The following is a 16,549-nucleotide window of genomic DNA, read 5'->3' as shown; positions in this document are numbered from 1 at the left end:
CGGCCTAGTCGGCCCTGCTGTGGTGCCGACGCATCAGCTGCTGCTGATGGTCGCGCACGTCCTCGCCGGCGGCGGGTGAGGCCGTCCAGCTGCCACTCGACTCCAGGACCCAACACCGGGTGGTCGGGTCGAGCGCGGACGCGAAGATGTCACCCAGTTCGCGCGTGAGCCGCTGGTCCTTCACCTGTGCCATCACCTCGATCCGCCGATCGAGGTTGCGGTGCATCATGTCCGCCGACCCGATCCAGTACTCGTCGAGCGCGCCGAAATGCAGGATCCGTGAGTGCTCGAGGAACTGCCCGAGGATCGAGCGCACGGTGATGTTCTCGCTGACGCCGGGCATGCCCGGACGCAGCGCGCAGATCCCGCGTACCACCACCTCGACCGGTACGCCCGCCTGCGAGGCGCGGTACAGCGCGTCGATCACCTGCTCGTCGACGAGCGCGTTGGCCTTCAAGCGGATCCGCGCGCGGTCGTCGCCGGCTGCGTGGCGCTCGATCTCGGCGTGGATGCGCGCGACGATGCCCGCACGCACGCCGTGCGGCGCCACGAGCAGGTTTCGGTACTCCTGCTTGCGGGAGTAGCCGGTGAGCGTGTTGAACAGGTCCGTCAGATCGGCGCCGATGTCGGGGGCGGCGGTGAGCAGGCCCACGTCCTCGTACAGCCGCGCGGTCTTGGGGTTGTAGTTGCCCGTGCCGATGTGGCAGTACCGGCGGATCGTCGAGCCCTCACGTCGCACGACGAGGCATGTCTTGCAATGGGTCTTGAGTCCGACGAGACCGTAGACGACGTGCACGCCGGCCTGTTCCAACTGCCTCGCCCACTTGATGTTGGCCTGCTCGTCGAAGCGCGCCTTGATCTCCACGAGTGCGACGACCTGCTTGCCCGCCTCGGCCGCGTCGATGAGCGCGTTGACGATCGGCGAGTCACCGGAGGTCCGGTACAGCGTCTGCTTGATCGCGAGGACCTGCGGGTCCGACGCCGCCTGCTCGATGAACCGTTGAACGCTGGTGGAGAACGAGTCGTAGGGGTGGTGGACCAGCACGTCGCCCTCGCGCAGCGTCGCGAACACCGACTTCGGCGTCTCGCGCTCGCCGAATGCCGGGTGCGTCGCCGGCACGAACGGGCGGTCCTTGAGCAGCGGGCGGTCGAGGGCGAAGACCTGGAACAGGCAGGACAGGTCGAGGAGTCCCGGCACCTCGATGACGTCGGCGGGGTTCACGTCGAGTTCGCGCAGCAGCAGTTCGAGCATGTGCTCGCTCATGTCGTCGGCGACCTCGAGGCGTACCGGCGACCCGAAACGTCGTCGTGCCAGTTCGCGTTCGAGAGCCTGCAGGAGATCCTCGTCCCGGTCCTCCTCCACCTCGAAATCGGCGTTGCGGGTGATCCGGAAGACGTGGTGCTCGACGATCTCCATCCCCGGGAAGAGGTGGTCGAGGTTCGCCGCGATGAGCGTCTCCATGGGCAGCAGGATGGTGCGCGGCGGCCCGTCGACCGCCGGCATCAGACGGTTGACCTCGACGAACCGACTCACGTTGTCGGGCACCTTGACCCGGGCGAAGTGTTCACCGCCCTCGGTGACGTCGCGGACCGTGACGGCCAGGTTCAGCGACAGCCCGGAGATGTAGGGGAAGGGGTGCGCGGGGTCGACGGCGAGCGGCGTGAGGACCGGGAACACCTCGTCGTGGAAGTACTCGGCCATCCGGGCGCGTTCGGGATCGGACAGGCCGTCCCAGGTGACGATGTCGATGTTGTTGTCGGCCAACGCTGGACGGACGGAGTCGAGGAAGACGCGTGCATGCCGCTCGGCGATGGTCTGCGTGCGACGCGCGATCAGCGCGAGCTGCTCACGCGGGGACATGCCATCGGCCGACCGGACGGAGAGGCCGGTCTCGTCGCGCCGCTTGAGTCCGGCCACCCGGACCATGAAGAACTCGTCGAGGTTGGAGGCGAAGATGGCGAGGAACTTCGCGCGGTCCAGCAGGGGCAGCGAGGTGTCCTCCGCGAGCGCGAGGACACGGGAGTTGAAGTCGAGCCAACTGAGCTCGCGGTTGAGGTAGCGATCGTCGGGCAGGTCCGCGCCCTCGTCGGGGAGGAGCGTGGCCGCCGGTGGTGCGACGGGCAGGCTCGTCGTCTCCACCGAACCGGACGCGGACTCGGTCTGCTGGCTCTCCGTGGAACTCACCGCACCATCATGACGCATCGCCGTGGTGCCGCGTGGGGTCACGGTGGCATGACGCGCGCGGGGGCGACGGTTCGCCGGTCAGCGACCACAGACCGGGGCATTCAGCCCCCGCAGCACGCGATCGGTGCGGACGCCGACGCCCAGGCGGCGAGCCGCGGCCAGATCCTCGACGGTGTCGACGTCGGTGCGTAGGTCGGGCCACCGATCGTCCCCGTCGGTGAGATCGACGGCGCCTGAGTCACGATGTGCTGCAGCAGATCCCATGCCGAACAGGATGGTCCGGTCCACGGGGTCGGCGAGCACCAGCGCCGCGGTGCCCTCACCTGAGCGGTCGGGCACCACCGCGCGGCCGTGTCCGTGCGCTGCCGCGACCGCGGCGTGCAGCGAATCCGGGCGCAGGGTGGGCAGATCCGCCTGCAGGGCCACGGCGTGCGCGTAGGGCGCGGACATGCGCACGGTGTCGACGCCGTGCGCGAGGGCGGCGTTGAGGGGGCCGGGGGCACCGGGCCGGGTTCCCGGCGAGGGGTCCGCCACGGCGCGCGCGCCGACGGCCTGCGCGGCCGCGGCGACGGTCGCATCCGGGGTCACGACCACCACGTCGATCGCGCCCGCACCCTGGGCGGCGTCCACCGTGTCGGCGAGCATCGCCAGCACGAGATCGCGCCGGTCGGCGGGACCGAGCACCGGCGCCAGCCGTGATTTGGCGTCGGCCAGCCCCTTCACGGCGAGCACCACCGTGAACGCGTCGGTCGCCGGGACGAGCATCCGCCCATGATGCGCCTGCCCGCGTGACGGCGACCACTAGGGTGTCGGGCAGCGCCCGCCGGGTGCCGAGACCGGGAACAGGAGGCCGCGTCGTGTCGAGCAGCGCAGGGACGCCGACGGAGGGATCCGCGGCGGCCGGCGGCGAGGACCGCGTCGTCGCCCGCGCGGCCGTCCTGGGATCGGGATCCTGGGGTACCGCCATGGCCGCCGTCCTCACCGACGCCGGGACGACGACGACCCTCTGGGCGCGTCGCCCGGAACTGGCCCGGACCATCACCGACGACCACGTGAACCCCGACTACCTGCCGGGCATCGACCTCCCGTCCGGGCTCCGGGCGGTGTCCGACGTGCAGGAGGCTCTCGACGGTGCCGATCTCGTGGTGTGCGCTGTGCCGTCGCAGTCGTTGCGGGACAACCTCGCCGGGTGGCGGGGCACGTTCCCGCCGGAGGCCGTGGTGCTGTCGCTGGCCAAGGGCATCGAGAGCGACACCCTCCTGCGGATGACCGAGGTCATCGCCGACGTGTCGGGCACCCCCGACGACCGCATCGCGGTGTTGTCGGGGCCGAATCTGGCGCGCGAGGTCGCCCTGCGCCAGCCCGCCGCGACGGTGGTCGCGTGCCGGGACGAGTCGGTTGCCCGCTCCGTCCAGAACGCCTGCACCACCAGGTACTTCCGGCCGTACACCAACACCGACGTCGTCGGGTGCGAGATCGGCGGTGCCGTGAAGAACGTCATCGCGCTCGCCTGCGGCATGGCGTCGGGCGCAGGACTGGGGGAGAACACCCTCGCCTCGATCATCACCCGCGGGCTGGCCGAGACCATCCGCCTCGGCGAGGCGCTCGGGGCGCGACCCGAGACCTTCGCCGGGCTGGCGGGCGTCGGTGACCTCGTGGCCACCTGCTCGTCACCGCTGTCGCGCAATCGCTCGTTCGGCGCCCGCCTCGGCGAGGGCCGCTCACTCGACGAGGCGCAGCAGGCCACGCACGGGCAGGTCGCCGAGGGTGTGAAGTCGTGCTCGTCGGTCCGGGCGCTCGCCGCCGCCCACGGCGTCGACGTGCCGCTGACCGACGCCGTCCATCGCGTCTGCCACGAGGGTCTGCCCGTCCGGGACGCGATCATCGCCCTGCTCAGCCGCAGCACGAAGCCGGAGTGAGCGCGGCGGGTGTGTCCGGCCGCTACCCGAGGTCGAGCGAGGCGCGGGGCAGTACACGGTCGATGACCGTCGAGACGTCGGTGATCGGTCCGTTGCCCACGTTCACCGGCAGCCAGAGGGCCACGTAGGGGCGGTGGTCGACGGCGACCCACAGGGTGCCGCGCGAGTCCTGCGTCGAGGAGAACCACTGCACCGGGTCCACCACCTGCAACGCCGACGTCGGCGCGAGCCCCGTCGGACGCGCCACACCGCACCGCAGCTGCACCGGGCCGGTGTTGTCGGACCCCGACCGTGTCGAGGGCCACTGCACGAGACCGCCGTCCTGCGAGCGGTTCCCGTACCCGTCGAACGTCTGCGGCAGCGCGGCGAGCAGTCGGGTGCACTCGGGTGAGGGCGTCGCGGACGCGGAGGTCAGCGGGAGCGACCTGTCGTCGGAGCCGGTGCGGTTCGCCGCGACCACGATGAAGAGCACGACGACCACCACCGGGATCGCCACCAGGGTGGCGATCAGTGCCGGGCTGCGGCGTTCGTCGGCCACCGGTCGGGCTCCTCTCCCACGTGCATAGACTCAACCGAGATTCTGGCCGACGCCGTGACGTCCGGGCCACCCCGGGTCGTCGGTGTCACACCGCGGCGGGCGAGAGGAGGGGTCCCGCGTGGAGGAGCAGCCGTGGCGGGACCGCACGGTCGCCGAGGTCGGTGAACGGGTGATCCTCGACCGCCTGCGTGCCGTGGCGCAGGAGCGTCGGCCGCAGCACCCCGCCGCCGATCCGGTCGTGGTCGGACCCGGCGACGACGCGGCCACACTGACCGTCCGCCCGGACCTGGTCGTCAGCACCGACACGGTGGTGCAGGACAGACACTTCCGCCTCGAGTGGAGTTCGCCCCACGACGTGGGTCGTCGCGCCACCGTCCAGGCCGCCGCGGACGTCGCCGCGATGGGTGCCGCGGGCGTCGGGATCGTCGTCTCCCTCGGTTGTCCGTCGTCGACGCCGGTCGGCGTCCTGCTCGACATCGACGAGGGGATCGCGGCGGCGGCGGCGGACTGGGGCGTGCCGGTGGTCGGGGGAGACCTCGTCGCCACCACCGAGATCGTCGTGACGGTCACGGTCCTCGGCACCACCGCAGGTCGGCCCGCGACCCGCCTCGACGGCGCGGTCGTCGGGGACAGACTCGCGGTGAGCGGCCCCGTCGGGTCGTCGGCCGCCGGCCTCGCGCTGCTCGTCGCGGGCGTTGGCGAATACTCGAATCTCGTCGCCGTGCATAGGGTCCCGGACGTCGACCTCACGCAGGGCGTCATCGCGGCCGCACATGGCGCCACGTCGATGACCGACGTGTCCGACGGGCTCGTCGAGGAACTGCTGACGATGACGTCGGCGGCCGGTGTCGCGGTGGACGTGGACTCCACGCGCATCCCCCGCGACGTCGATCTCGCCCGCGCGGCGGACGCACTCGGCGTCGACCCGCTGCCCTGGGTGCTCGGCGGCGGCGAGGACCACCAGCTGCTGGCCACTTTCTCCGGGTCCGTCCCGGACGGGTGGTCGGAGATCGGTGTGGTCGTCGCAGCCCGCGAGGACGACCCGGTGCGCATCGACGGTCGCGGTCCCGAGGTGCACGGGTGGTCGAGCTTCGGCGACGCCCCGACGTCCGACGAGGGACGCCCGAGCGCCCACGGATAGATTGGCCCGCATGGCCATCTATGCCCTCGACGACCGCGTGCCGGAGATCGCCGACGACGCCTACGTCCATCCCGACGCCTGTGTGATCGGGGCGGTGGTCCTCGGTCCCGGGGTGTCGGTGTGGCCCGGCGCGGTCCTGCGGGGCGACTACGGCACCATCACGATCGGCGCGAAGACGAACATCCAGGACGGCACCGTCGTGCACTGCACCCCGATCGACCCGACGGTGATCGGCGAACGCTGCGTGCTCGGCCACAACGCCCACGTCGAGGGGGCGACCGTCGGTGACGACGCCCTCATCGCGTCGGGGTCCGTCGTCCTGAACGGTGCGACCGTCGGAGACGGTGCCATCGTCGGCGCCGGAGCGGTGGTGCCGTTCGGCTTCGCGGTCCCGTCCCGCGCGATGGCACTGGGCGTCCCGGCCAGGATCCGCGACGGGTACGAGGTGCCCGAGGGGCACATCGCCATGAACGTCGAGATGTACCACGCGAACGCGCAGCACTACCGGACCGCGCTGCGCCGGATCGACGGATGACGGCCCGTCCGCTCACCGACCTCGTCGACCCGGAGTGGGCGCAGGCGCTCGCGCCCGTCGAGGACCGCATCGCCGCGATGGGTCGTTTCCTGCGTGACGAGGTCGCCGACGGTCGTCGCTATCTGCCCCCGGGTGACATGGTGCTGCGGGCGTTCACCCGACCGATGCGCGAGGTGCGGGTGCTCATCGTCGGCCAGGATCCCTACCCGACACCGGGACACGCTGTGGGACTGAGCTTCTCGGTTGCACCCGACACCCGTCCGGTGCCGCGGTCGTTGCAGAACATCTTCACCGAGTACACCGAGGACCTGGGTTTGCCCCGCCCGCAGTCGGGGGATCTGTCACCGTGGGCGGACAACGGGGTCCTGCTGCTCAACAGGGTGCTCACCGTCGCTCCGGGATCGCCGGCATCCCACCGCGGCAAGGGGTGGGAGGCGGTCACCGAGTGCGCCATCAAGGCACTCGTCGCCCGGGACGCGCCGCTCGTCGCGATCCTGTGGGGCAAGGATGCCGGCTCGCTGCGGGAGTGGATGCCCGACGTCCCCACGATCACCTCGGCGCACCCGTCGCCGATGTCGGCGTCACGGGGGTTCTTCGGATCGCGCCCGTTCTCGCGGGCGAACGCCGCCCTCGCCGAGCTCGGCGCGGACCCGGTGGACTGGCGTCTGGACCAGTAGCGCGGGAGGCGCCGCGTCAGCGGCCGATGGTCCAGTCGGGGCGACGCTTCTCGACGAACGCGTCGACGCCCTCGATGCCGCCGGGCGTACCGGCGAGGTGCGAGATCGTGTCGGCCTCGGCGTCGAGATGCGCGTCGAGACCGCTCTCGGCGCTCGCCGCGAGCAGTCGACGGGCCGCGCTGATCGCGGGCCGAGGGCCGGCGGCGAGACCGTTCGCCACGGCTGTCGCGGTGGGCAGGACGTCGTCGTCGGTGGCGGCGACCTCGGCGAGCAGACCCCACGCGATCGCGTCCTGCGCGGTGATGACGCTGTCGGTGAGGATGGCGTGGTGGGCGCGGGCGCGGCCGATGATGCGGGGGAGCATCCAGCTCATGCCACCGTCCGGTGACAGGCCGATGCCGGGGTAGGCGGGGCGCAGGTTCGTGCCGGGCCCGCCCACGGCGATGTCCGCGTGACAGACGATGCTGAGGCCGGCACCCGCGGCCCAGCCGCGCACCGCGGCGACGACGGGGACGTCGGCGGCGTGGAGACCACGCAGGAACGCGTGGAAGGCGTCGGCGACGGAACGGATGAACACCGGCCGATCGGGGGCGGCGGCGAACGATCGGACGTCACCGCCGGCGCAGAAGTTCGACCCCGCACCGTGCAGCAGCACCGCGCCGGCCGGGACGTCACCGGAGGCGACATCGGCGAGAACGGCGGTGGCAGCCCGCAGGGCATCGGGGTCGAGCGGGTTCCCGGCGCTCGGAGCCGACACCCGGACGTGCAGTACCCCGTCGACCAGCGACGTGCCGGAGGGGGACTGCTCGGTCACGGCAGCGTCAGCCGCGGGTGACCTTGCCGGCCTTCAGGCACGACGTGCAGACGTTCATCCGCTTGCGGTTGCCCGGCGAGACCTGGGCGCGCACGGTCTGGATGTTGGGGTTCCAGCGGCGGTTGGTGCGGCGGTGGGAGTGGGAGACCGACTTGCCGAAGCCGGGGCCCTTGGCACAGACGTCACAGACGGCAGCCATCGTCGAACTCCTCGGGTGGGGGACAGGTGTGCTCGTCGGGGCCGGTCGAAGGTGTTCGACGCGCCGCACGACAACCCTGGAAGGATAGCCGCATGAGCGCGATCGGGCCAAATGACACCGACGCCGGGTCCACCGGCGGGGCCGACCGTGCCGGCTCGTCGGCCGGGATGGACGCCGGGGTGCTCCGCGACTGGTTCGACGTCTGCGTCGACCGCCTGACCGTGCTGCGCGGCGAGATCAACGACCTCAACGTCTTCCCGATCCCCGATTCCGACACCGGCAGCAACATGCTGCACACCATGTCCGCCGCGGCGGTGGCCGCCCGGGAGGCCGAGTCCGGCTCGACCGCGGCCGATGTCCTGCGCGCCGGGTCCGACGCGGCGGTCGCGCAGGCGCGCGGCAACTCCGGGATCATCCTCTCGCAGGTCCTGGTCGGTCTCGCCGACGCCGCGGGCATCGAGACCGTCGACGGCGTGCTGTCGTTCAACCGGCTCTGGGCCGCCGGACTCGGATTGGCCGGCCTGTCGGCGACGCGTGCGGTCAGCGAGCCGCGGGAGGGCACCGTGCTCACCGTCCTGCGCGAGACCGCTCGCACCGCCACCGGCGAGGCGGCCGGCTCGGCGCCCGGGGACCTCGCGCGTGCCGTGGCCGACGCCTGCGCCGATGCGCTCGACCGCACCACCGAGCAGTTGCCCGAACTCGCCGCGGCGGGTGTCGTGGACGCCGGGGGACGCGGTCTGCTGGTGCTGCTCGACGCCATGGTCGAGGTGCTGACCGGCGTCGCCACGCCGCGTCGGCGGTACGAGGGGGCACTGTCGGGTGGAGGCGATCCCCGAGCCCACGCCATCGCCGAGGACGGGTGCGACGAGGTCAGCTCGGAGATGGACTACGAGGTGATGTACGCGATCACCGGTGCCGCCGCGGCGCGGATCCCGACGCTGCGGGCCGCACTCGACGATCTCGGCGACGCGGTGGTGATCGTCGGGGACAGCGGCGCGGACACCGGCGAGCGGTTCTCCGTCCACGTCCACACGTGCGACGCGGGCGCGGCCGTCGAGGCGGGACTCGCCGTCGGTGAGGTCAGCGACATCCGCATCACCTGCTTCGTCCTCGACGCGCACAAGGCGTCCGTCGACACGTCCGACCGACTGCCGGCGCGCCGCCGCGGCGTGGTCACCGTGGTCGCCGGGGACGGCGCCGCGGACCTCTTCGCCTCGGAGGGTGCGCACGTGGTCCGGGCCGGTCCCGACGGGACGGCGGTCGACGCCGAGGCCATCGCGGCCGCGATCAGGGACGTCGACGCGGCGCACGTCGTCGTCATGGCGAACGGCGCGGTGCCCGCGCAGGACCTGGTGACCGTCGCGGCGTCGGCGCGCTCGGCGCACCGGGCCGTCGTGTTCCTCCCGACGCTGTCGATGGTGCAGGCGCTCTCCGCGCTGGCCGTCCATGACATCTCCGCCTCGCCCGACGCCGACGCCTACGCGATGGCGGAGGCGGCCGCGTCGACCCGGCGCGGGTCGGTCGTCACCGCCACCGAGACCGCGCTGACCCTGGCGGGCACCTGCGAACCGGGTGACCTCCTCGGGCTGATCGGCGTCGACGTCCTGGTGATCGGTCCGGATCAGGTGTCCGCGGCGACCGCGCTGGTGGACCTGATGCTGGGCACCGGCGGGGAACTGGTCACCGTCCTCGCCGGGTCGGAGATCGCCGGCGGCGTCGTCGACGCGATCGAGCGGCACGTCTCCTCCGCACACCCCGGCGTCGAGTTCGTCGCGTACACCACGGGTCAGCCGGGTGAGGTGCTCCAGGTGGGCATCGAATGACCCTGCGTCCCTCCGATTCCCCGGCCGCGGCGGTGGGTCCGGCTCTCGCACAGAAGCTCTCGGACGAACTGGGCATCGGCACCGTCGGAGAGCTGCTGCGGTACACGCCGATGCGGTACGTGCGGCGCGGCGAGTCCAGCGGCGGCAGCGCGCCGGAGAAGGGGGACTGGATCACCCTGGTCGGCACCGTCACCCGCGCCGACGAGCGCCGGATGCGGCAGCGGTCGGGCACGTTCCTCTCGGTGACCGTCGACGACGGTCTGCGGACCTACGTCGTCACCTTCTTCAACCCCCGTGTCATCAAACGGGTTCTCCGCCCCGGGGTGCGCCTCATGGTGGCCGGGACGGTCGGGTACTTCCGCGACCAGATCCAGCTCACGCACCCGGACTGGTTGGTGCTGCCCGACGCCGGCTCACCGCGGCTGGACGCCGTCGGCTCGCCGATGCTCGCGGCCATGGCCGCGGACGCCACGTCGAAGAACGGCGCCTCGGCCGACGGCGTGGAGATCGACCCCGCCGACTTCGACCGGCCCGTCCTGCCGATCTACCGCGCGACGAAAGCCCTGCAGACGTGGACGATCTGGAAGGCGGTGCAACTGGTCCTCGACGCCGTCGAGTGGGGCGAGGACGCTCTCGACGAGGCGCAACGGGCACAGCGGGGCCTGGTCACGACCGCCGAGGCGATCCGCGCCATCCACGTCCCGGAGGCGCAGGAGGACATCGACGGCGCCTCCGACCGCCTGCGGTTCGACGAGGCCCTCGCGATGCAGATCGCCCTGGCGCAGCGGCGTCTCGCCGACCGCGGACGGGCCGGTCCGGGGTGCGAACCCGTCGCGGGCGGACTCGAGGACCGTCTCCTCGAGCGCCTGCCGTTCACACTCACCGACGGCCAGCGGACGGTGCTGGACGAGATCCGCGCCGACCTGTCGGCGGGTGAACCGATGAGCCGACTGCTGCAGGGCGAGGTCGGGTCGGGCAAGACGCTCGTGGCGTTGCTGTGCATGCTCCGCATGGTCGACAACGGGCGCCAGTGCGTCCTGTTGGCCCCGACCGAGGTGCTGGCCGCGCAACACCACCGCACCATCACCCGCATGCTCGGCGACCTGGCGATCGCCGGCGAACTGGGCGCCGACCCCGACGCCACGGCCGTCGCGCTGCTCACCGGATCGTTGCGGACGCAGGCGCGCAAGGAGGCGATGCTGGCCACCGTCACCGGGACCGCGGGGATCGTCATCGGCACCCACGCCGTGCTGGAGGAGAAGGTCGAGTTCTTCGACCTGGGACTCGTCGTCGTCGACGAACAGCACCGGTTCGGCGTGGAGCAGCGCGACACCCTGCGCTCCCGGGGACGCGGCGACGTCGTCCCGCACATGCTGGTGATGACCGCCACGCCCATCCCGCGGACGGTGGCCATGACGGTCTACGGGGATCTCGAGACCTCGACACTGCGGGAACTGCCGGCTGGTCGACAACCGATCACCACCAACGTCGTGCCCGCGGGCAAGGAGAAATGGGAGCGGCGGCTCTGGGAGGTCGTCGACGAGGAGGTCGGTGCGGGTCGGCAGGTGTACGTGGTCTGCTCGCGCATCGGCGACGACGGCACACCCGAGGGGCAACGGTCGGCCAAGCGCGCCGCCGAGGGCGGTGGCGGTGACCGCGCGGCGCGACCCACCACCTCGGCGGTCGACATGTTCGCCGAACTGACCGCCGGGCCCCTGGGTCGGCACCGCGTCGAGCTGCTGCACGGCCGCCTGCCCGCCGACGACAAGAACGCTGTCATGGACGCCTTCACGCGCGGGGAGATCGACATCCTCGTGTCCACCACCGTCATCGAGGTCGGTGTCGACGTCGCGAACGCGACCACCATGGTGATCGTCGACGCCGACCGGTTCGGGGTGAGCCAGCTGCACCAGCTCCGCGGCCGCGTCGGCCGAGGTGGGCTGCCCGGACGGTGCTTCCTGCGCACCTCCGCGGGAGACTCCTCGCCGTCGATGGAACGCCTGAGGGCGGTCGCTGCGTCCAATGACGGGTTCGAGTTGGCGCGCGTCGACCTCATGACGCGCCGGGAGGGGGACGTGCTCGGTGCTGTGCAGTCCGGTGAGGCGTCGTCGCTGCGGTTCCTCTCGCTGGTGGAGGACGCCGACGTCATCGACGACGCCCGCGGGCTCGCGACGGAGGTCGTGCACGCCGACCTCACCCTCGCCGACCACCGTCCACTCGCCGACCTCGTCGACGCCGTCATGGGACCGTCGCGGATCTCCTACCTCGACAAGTCCTGACGCCCCGCGCGCCCGACGCGCCCACCCGCTGAGCACACGCGCCTGGCTCGCGCTGACCGTCTGCACGGCGCTCTCCGTCGCGGTCGCCACGCAGTCGGTGCTCACGCGCCCCGCGGCGGGCCCGCGGACCGACGCCGCCCCGGCGCTCGCGGCACTGGCGACCCTGACGACCGTCCCGGCGCGCACGCACCGCGACGACTACGACCGCACGGCGTTCGGTCCCGCCTGGGACGATGGATCGGATGCGGCGCTGGCCGGCAACGGATGCGACACCCGTGACGACATCCTCGACCGGGACCTGCGGGACACGACCCACGTCGCCACCACCGCCTGCCCGAGGGCGGTGTCCTCCGGGGAGATGCGCAGCCCGTACACCGGTGACCGCGTCGACTTCCGACGTGGCCGTGAGCGCGGCGGGACGGTCCAGATCGACCACATCGTCCCGCTGGCCTACGCCTGGGACGCCGGCGCACACGCGTGGGGTCCGCGACTGCGCCTGACCTTCGCGAACGATCCCGCGAACCTCGTGGCCGTCGACGGACGCTCGAACCAGGACAAGAGCGACTCGCCGCCCGGGGAGTGGATGCCACCGCACGCGCCGTTCCGCTGCCGGTACGCCGCGCAGTTCGTGCTGGTGGCCGCGACGTATCGACTGAGCGTCGACGCGCGGTCGGTGGCGGTGCTGCGGACCGCGCTGGGGCGGTGCTGAGCGGCCCGACCGACCCCGGGCGGCGCAGGTCGCGCGGGTTACGCTCGTCGGCGTGAGTGCTCCCACCGTCCTCGACGCCGCCGGCTCCGAGACGTCACGTCCCGACCCCGCGGTCACCGAGCAGGTCGAGGCCGCCGCCCGTGCGGCCCGGACCGCCGCCCGTGCGCTGGCGCGCGCGACGACCGTCACGAAGAACGCGGTCCTCACGACCGCGGCCGACGCCCTGCTGGCGCGCAGCGAGGAGGTCCTCGCCGCCAACGCCCGCGACATCGCCCGCGCGGAGGCCGCCGGCACCTCCGGCAGCCTCCTCGACCGCCTGCGGCTGACCGCCGACCGTGTCGTCGGCATCGCCGACGGGCTGCGTCAGGTCGCCGTCCTGCCCGACCCGATCGGCGACGTGATCGCCGGCAAGACCCTCCCCAACGGCCTGCGCCTGCGCCAGGTGCGCGTGCCGCTCGGGGTCATCGGCATGGTCTACGAGGCCCGGCCCAACGTCACCGTCGACGCGTTCGGGATCGCGTGCAAGTCCGGGAACGCTGTGCTGCTGCGGGGGTCGTCGTCCGCGGCCGACTCCAACGCCGCGCTCGTCGCGATCCTGCGCGACGCCCTCACCGCCCACGGCCTCTCGGCCGACTGCGTGTCGCTGCTCCCGTCGGCGGACCGCTCCAGCGTGACCGCCCTGATCCGCGCACGCGGTCTCGTCGACGTCGTGATCCCGCGCGGGGGAGCGGGTCTCATCGCCTCGGTGGTCCGTGACGCCACCGTCCCGACCATCGAGACCGGGACAGGCAACTGCCACGTCTACGTCGGCGCCGCAGCCGATCTCGACATCGCCGAGCGGATCGTCGTGAACGCAAAGACCCGCCGGCCGAGCGTCTGCAACACCGCCGAGACGCTGCTCGTCGACGCCGCGATCGCCGAGACCGCCCTGCCGCGGCTGCTGTCGGCGTTGCAGGCACACGGCGTCGTCGTGCACGGTGACGAGGACGGGATGGTCCCCGCGGGTGACGCGGACTGGGCCGACGAGTACCTCAGTCTCGACATCGCGGTGAAGGTCGTCGACGGTCTCGACGCCGCGGTCGAGCACATCGAGTGGTGGGGCACCGGGCACACCGAGGCGATCGTCACCGAGGACCTCGCCGTGGCAACGGAGTTCACCGACCGCGTCGACGCCGCGGCCGTGATGGTCAACGCCTCCACCGCCTTCACCGACGGCGAGGAGTTCGGGTTCGGCGCGGAGATCGGCATCTCGACGCAGAAGCTGCACGCCCGCGGCCCCATGGGACTGCCCGAACTCACCTCGACCAAATGGGTCGTCTGGGGCGACGGCCAGGTCCGCGCGTGACCGCCGCCGCCACCGGGCCCGCCGTCGAACCGTTCTTCACCGACACCACGCAGGTCCGCGAGCGTCTGGCCGAGACCGGATACCTCGCCGACGACGCGACCACCACCGCGGTGTTCCTCGCCGACCGCCTCGGGAAGCCGCTGCTCGTCGAGGGTCCCGCCGGCGTCGGCAAGACCGAGCTGGCCCGGGCCATCGCGACCACCGCCGACGCGGAGCTGATCCGGCTGCAGTGCTACGAGGGCATCGACGAGGCGCGGGCGCTCTACGAGTGGAACCACGCCAAGCAGATCCTGCACATCCAGTCGACCGGCAGCCGCGACTGGGACGCCACGAAGGCGGACATCTTCTCCGAGGAGTTCCTGCTGCCCCGGCCGCTGCTGCGCGCGATCGCCCGGGAGGACCCGACGGTCCTGCTCATCGACGAGGTCGACAAGGCCGACGTCGACGTCGAGGGACTGCTGCTCGAGGTGCTCAGCGACTTCGCCGTCACCATCCCCGAGATGGGCACCGTCGCCGCGTTACGGCGTCCCGTCGTGCTGCTGACGTCGAACGCGACCCGCGAGTTGTCCGAGGCGCTCAAGCGGCGGTGTCTCTACCTGTACATCGACTTCCCCGACGCCAGCCGGGAGCGCGAGATCCTCGCCTCCCGCGTCCCGCAGCTGCCCGACGCGATCGCGCGGGAGATGATCCGCATCGTCGGCGTCCTGCGGTCGCTGGACCTGCGCAAGAAGCCGTCGGTCGCCGAGACCATCGACTGGGGTCAGACCCTGCTGGCGTTGGGCGTCGCGGAGTCCAGACGCGCCCGCCTCGACGACGACGTCGTCGAACGCACTCTCGGCGTGGTGCTCAAGCATCGCCCCGACCTGGCCGCGGCGGTCGCGGAGTTGAAGCTCGGCCGATGAGGTTGCCGATTCGCGGCGCCGAACGGCACGACCGGGACGAGCAGATCGACCCGGGACCCAGCGGCGTCGTCGACCAGCTCACCGGATTCGTCGACGCGTTGCGGGACCGGGGGATCGAGGTGGGCCCGTCGGCGCTCATCGACGCCGCCGCGGCGACAGCGGCCCTGGACCTGTTGGATCGCAACTCCTTCCGTGAGGGCCTGGCCTGCACACTGCTCACCCAGCAGATGCACCGATCCGCCTTCGACGCCACGTTCGACCTCTGGTTCCCCGCCGGCACGGGTGCCCGCACCGGCGCGGCCGACCTGCCCACCGACGACGACGGATCCCTCGATGTCGAACAGATCCGGCAGATGGTCGCCGACATGCTCGCCGACGGCGACGCCGAGAACGACGGGCGGCTGGCCGATCTCGTGTCGGCCATCGTCGACCGCATCGGGCGGTACGAGTCGGCACGGGGCGAGGCCTTCTCGACCTACCAGGCCATGTCGACCATCCGTCCCCAGACGCTCATCGCGCGCATCGCCGCAGCGATGGCCGCGGCGTCCGGTGACGACGACGGCGGGACACAGGCCCGGTACCGCCGATCGGCGGCGGGGCGCGTCGACCGACTCGGCGAGCTCGTCTCGGAGGAGACCCGGCGCCGCATGGTGGAGCGGTCCGGGCGTGACCGCGTCGCCGAGTACGCCGTGCCGACGCTGCCCGAGGACATCGCGTTCCTCTCCGCCGGGCGTGCGGAGATCCTCGAGCTGCGCAAGACCATCGACCCGCTCGCCCGTCTGCTCGCGGCGAAGCTCGAGATCCGACGACGCCGCGCCCGCCGCGGGGTCGTCGACGTCCGCAAGACGCTGCGGGCATCGATGTCCACCGGTGGCGTGCCGATCGAGCTCACCTACCGCAAGCCCCGCCCCGGTCGCCCGGAGCTGGTGATCCTGTGCGACGTGTCCGGATCCGTCTCGGGGTTCAGCCAGTTCACGCTGCAGCTGGTGGCCGCTCTGCGACAGCACTTCTCGGCAGTCCGCGTCTTCGCCTTCGTCGACACCGTCGACGAGGTCACCGAGTACTTCGCCCGCAGCGCCGACACCGACGTCCACCTCGGCTCGGTGATCCACGAGATGCTCTCCCGCGCACGGCTGATCACGCGCGACGGTCACTCCGACTACGGTCACGCCCTCGAGGGGTTCGTCGCCGACCACGCCGACTCGCTGACCCATCGCGGCGCCCTGCTGGTGCTCGGCGACGGGCGCACGAACTACCACGACCCGCGATTCGGGGCTCTGCGCACACTCGTCGACCGTGCGCGTCACGCGTACTGGCTCAACCCCGAGTCCCGCGAGCTGTGGGACTCCGGCGACTCGATGGCCGCGGACTACGCGCGCATCATCGAGATGCACGAGTGCCGCAACGCCCGACAACTCGCCGAGGTCATCGGCGGACTGCTCCCGGTGTGAGCGTGCCGCCGCCGCCGGGGCCACCCGTAGAC

The 16,549-nt window shown here is 72.1% G+C and carries 15 protein-coding genes; 10 read left to right on the top strand and 5 right to left on the bottom strand.

The window, feature by feature from the left end; all coding sequences use genetic code 11:
• Nucleotides 1-4: 4 nt before the first annotated feature.
• Together Q1A98_RS05780 and cofC are read right to left on the bottom strand one after the other, a co-directional pair.
• Entirely contained in the window at nt 5-2,185 is a 2,181-nt protein-coding gene (locus tag Q1A98_RS05780; protein WP_299570782.1) for an RNA degradosome polyphosphate kinase, read from the bottom strand.
• Between the two features lie 78 nt (nt 2,186-2,263).
• The gene (cofC, locus tag Q1A98_RS05775) at nt 2,264-2,950 is read right to left on the bottom strand and encodes a 2-phospho-L-lactate guanylyltransferase (protein ID WP_299570780.1); all 687 of its coding nucleotides are present in this window, start codon (nt 2,948-2,950) and stop codon (nt 2,264-2,266) included.
• 173 nt (nt 2,951-3,123) lie between these two features.
• On the opposite strand from cofC, the gene Q1A98_RS05770 reads away from it, so the two are divergent.
• The gene (locus tag Q1A98_RS05770) at nt 3,124-4,104 is read left to right on the top strand and encodes an NAD(P)H-dependent glycerol-3-phosphate dehydrogenase (protein WP_299571821.1); all 981 of its coding nucleotides are present in this window, start codon (nt 3,124-3,126) and stop codon (nt 4,102-4,104) included.
• 22 nt (nt 4,105-4,126) lie between these two features.
• On the opposite strand, the gene Q1A98_RS05765 is transcribed toward Q1A98_RS05770, so the two are convergent.
• Nucleotides 4,127-4,642: a DUF3515 domain-containing protein gene (locus Q1A98_RS05765; protein ID WP_299570778.1), complete on the bottom strand. Its 516-nt coding sequence runs from the start codon at nt 4,640-4,642 to the stop codon at nt 4,127-4,129.
• A 118-nt stretch (nt 4,643-4,760) separates the two neighbouring features.
• Between Q1A98_RS05765 and Q1A98_RS05760 the strand changes: the two genes are divergently transcribed.
• The 3 genes from Q1A98_RS05760 to Q1A98_RS05750 are packed head-to-tail and all read left to right on the top strand — an operon-like array spanning nt 4,761 to nt 6,995.
• A complete protein-coding gene (locus Q1A98_RS05760) occupies nt 4,761-5,783 on the top strand; it encodes a thiamine-phosphate kinase (RefSeq protein ID WP_299570777.1) in 1,023 nt (340 codons plus the stop codon).
• Between the two features lie 10 nt (nt 5,784-5,793).
• Nucleotides 5,794-6,318: a gamma carbonic anhydrase family protein gene (locus Q1A98_RS05755; RefSeq protein ID WP_299570776.1), complete on the top strand. Its 525-nt coding sequence runs from the start codon at nt 5,794-5,796 to the stop codon at nt 6,316-6,318.
• A complete protein-coding gene (locus Q1A98_RS05750; RefSeq protein ID WP_299570775.1) occupies nt 6,315-6,995 on the top strand; it encodes a uracil-DNA glycosylase in 681 nt (226 codons plus the stop codon). The genes Q1A98_RS05755 and Q1A98_RS05750 overlap by 4 nt, the downstream gene beginning before the upstream one ends.
• Nucleotides 6,996-7,011: 16 nt before the next feature.
• On the opposite strand, the gene Q1A98_RS05745 is transcribed toward Q1A98_RS05750, so the two are convergent.
• Nucleotides 7,012-7,809 carry an enoyl-CoA hydratase-related protein gene (locus tag Q1A98_RS05745; protein ID WP_299570773.1) on the bottom strand — a complete coding sequence of 266 codons (798 nt, stop codon included), beginning with the start codon at nt 7,807-7,809 and terminating at the stop codon, nt 7,012-7,014.
• A gap of 7 nt (nt 7,810-7,816) precedes the next feature.
• Complete coding sequence (gene rpmB, locus Q1A98_RS05740) at nt 7,817-8,008, bottom strand: 50S ribosomal protein L28 (protein ID WP_299570770.1); 192 nt, start codon at nt 8,006-8,008, stop codon at nt 7,817-7,819.
• 167 nt (nt 8,009-8,175) lie between these two features.
• Here rpmB and Q1A98_RS05735 point away from each other — a divergent pair, with 167 nt between their 5' ends.
• The 6 genes from Q1A98_RS05735 to Q1A98_RS05710 all read left to right on the top strand — a co-directional run bounded on the left by Q1A98_RS05735 (nt 8,176) and on the right by Q1A98_RS05710 (nt 16,517).
• On the top strand, nt 8,176-9,831 hold the full coding sequence (locus tag Q1A98_RS05735) for a DAK2 domain-containing protein (protein ID WP_299571819.1): 1,656 nt from the start codon (nt 8,176-8,178) through the stop codon (nt 9,829-9,831).
• The gene (locus tag Q1A98_RS05730; protein WP_299570768.1) at nt 9,828-12,110 is read left to right on the top strand and encodes an ATP-dependent DNA helicase RecG; all 2,283 of its coding nucleotides are present in this window, start codon (nt 9,828-9,830) and stop codon (nt 12,108-12,110) included. Before Q1A98_RS05735 ends, Q1A98_RS05730 begins: the two co-directional genes overlap by 4 nt.
• A gap of 97 nt (nt 12,111-12,207) precedes the next feature.
• Entirely contained in the window at nt 12,208-12,819 is a 612-nt protein-coding gene (locus Q1A98_RS05725) for an HNH endonuclease family protein (protein WP_299570766.1), read from the top strand.
• Nucleotides 12,820-12,871: 52 nt separating this feature from the next.
• Complete coding sequence (locus Q1A98_RS05720; RefSeq protein WP_299570763.1) at nt 12,872-14,164, top strand: glutamate-5-semialdehyde dehydrogenase; 1,293 nt, start codon at nt 12,872-12,874, stop codon at nt 14,162-14,164.
• Nucleotides 14,165-14,229: 65 nt separating this feature from the next.
• Nucleotides 14,230-15,066, top strand: a complete 837-nt coding sequence (locus tag Q1A98_RS05715) for a MoxR family ATPase (RefSeq protein ID WP_299571817.1) — start codon at nt 14,230-14,232, stop codon at nt 15,064-15,066.
• Nucleotides 15,063-16,517: a VWA domain-containing protein gene (locus Q1A98_RS05710; protein WP_299570760.1), complete on the top strand. Its 1,455-nt coding sequence runs from the start codon at nt 15,063-15,065 to the stop codon at nt 16,515-16,517. Before Q1A98_RS05715 ends, Q1A98_RS05710 begins: the two co-directional genes overlap by 4 nt.
• Nucleotides 16,518-16,549: the final 32 nt, after the last annotated feature.

Source organism: uncultured Williamsia sp. (assembly GCF_947494875.1).
Lineage (GTDB): Bacteria > Actinomycetota > Actinomycetes > Mycobacteriales > Mycobacteriaceae > Williamsia_A.
The sequence above is the reverse complement of the archived record's forward strand: the minus strand, read 5'-3'. Positions and strand labels throughout refer to the sequence as shown.

What these genes read in the sequence shown, in the direction of transcription:
- cofC (WP_299570780.1), bottom strand. Translation starts at nt 2,950, where the DNA reads ATGCTCGTCCCGGCGACCGACGCGTTCACGGTGGTGCTCGCCGTGAAG.
- Q1A98_RS05755 (WP_299570776.1), top strand. Translation starts at nt 5,794, where the DNA reads ATGGCCATCTATGCCCTCGACGACCGCGTGCCGGAGATCGCCGACGAC.
- rpmB (WP_299570770.1), bottom strand. Translation starts at nt 8,008, where the DNA reads ATGGCTGCCGTCTGTGACGTCTGTGCCAAGGGCCCCGGCTTCGGCAAG.
- Q1A98_RS05750 (WP_299570775.1), top strand. Translation starts at nt 6,315, where the DNA reads ATGACGGCCCGTCCGCTCACCGACCTCGTCGACCCGGAGTGGGCGCAG.
- Q1A98_RS05735 (WP_299571819.1), top strand. Translation starts at nt 8,176, where the DNA reads ATGGACGCCGGGGTGCTCCGCGACTGGTTCGACGTCTGCGTCGACCGC.
- Q1A98_RS05710 (WP_299570760.1), top strand. Translation starts at nt 15,063, where the DNA reads ATGAGGTTGCCGATTCGCGGCGCCGAACGGCACGACCGGGACGAGCAG.
- Q1A98_RS05730 (WP_299570768.1), top strand. Translation starts at nt 9,828, where the DNA reads ATGACCCTGCGTCCCTCCGATTCCCCGGCCGCGGCGGTGGGTCCGGCT.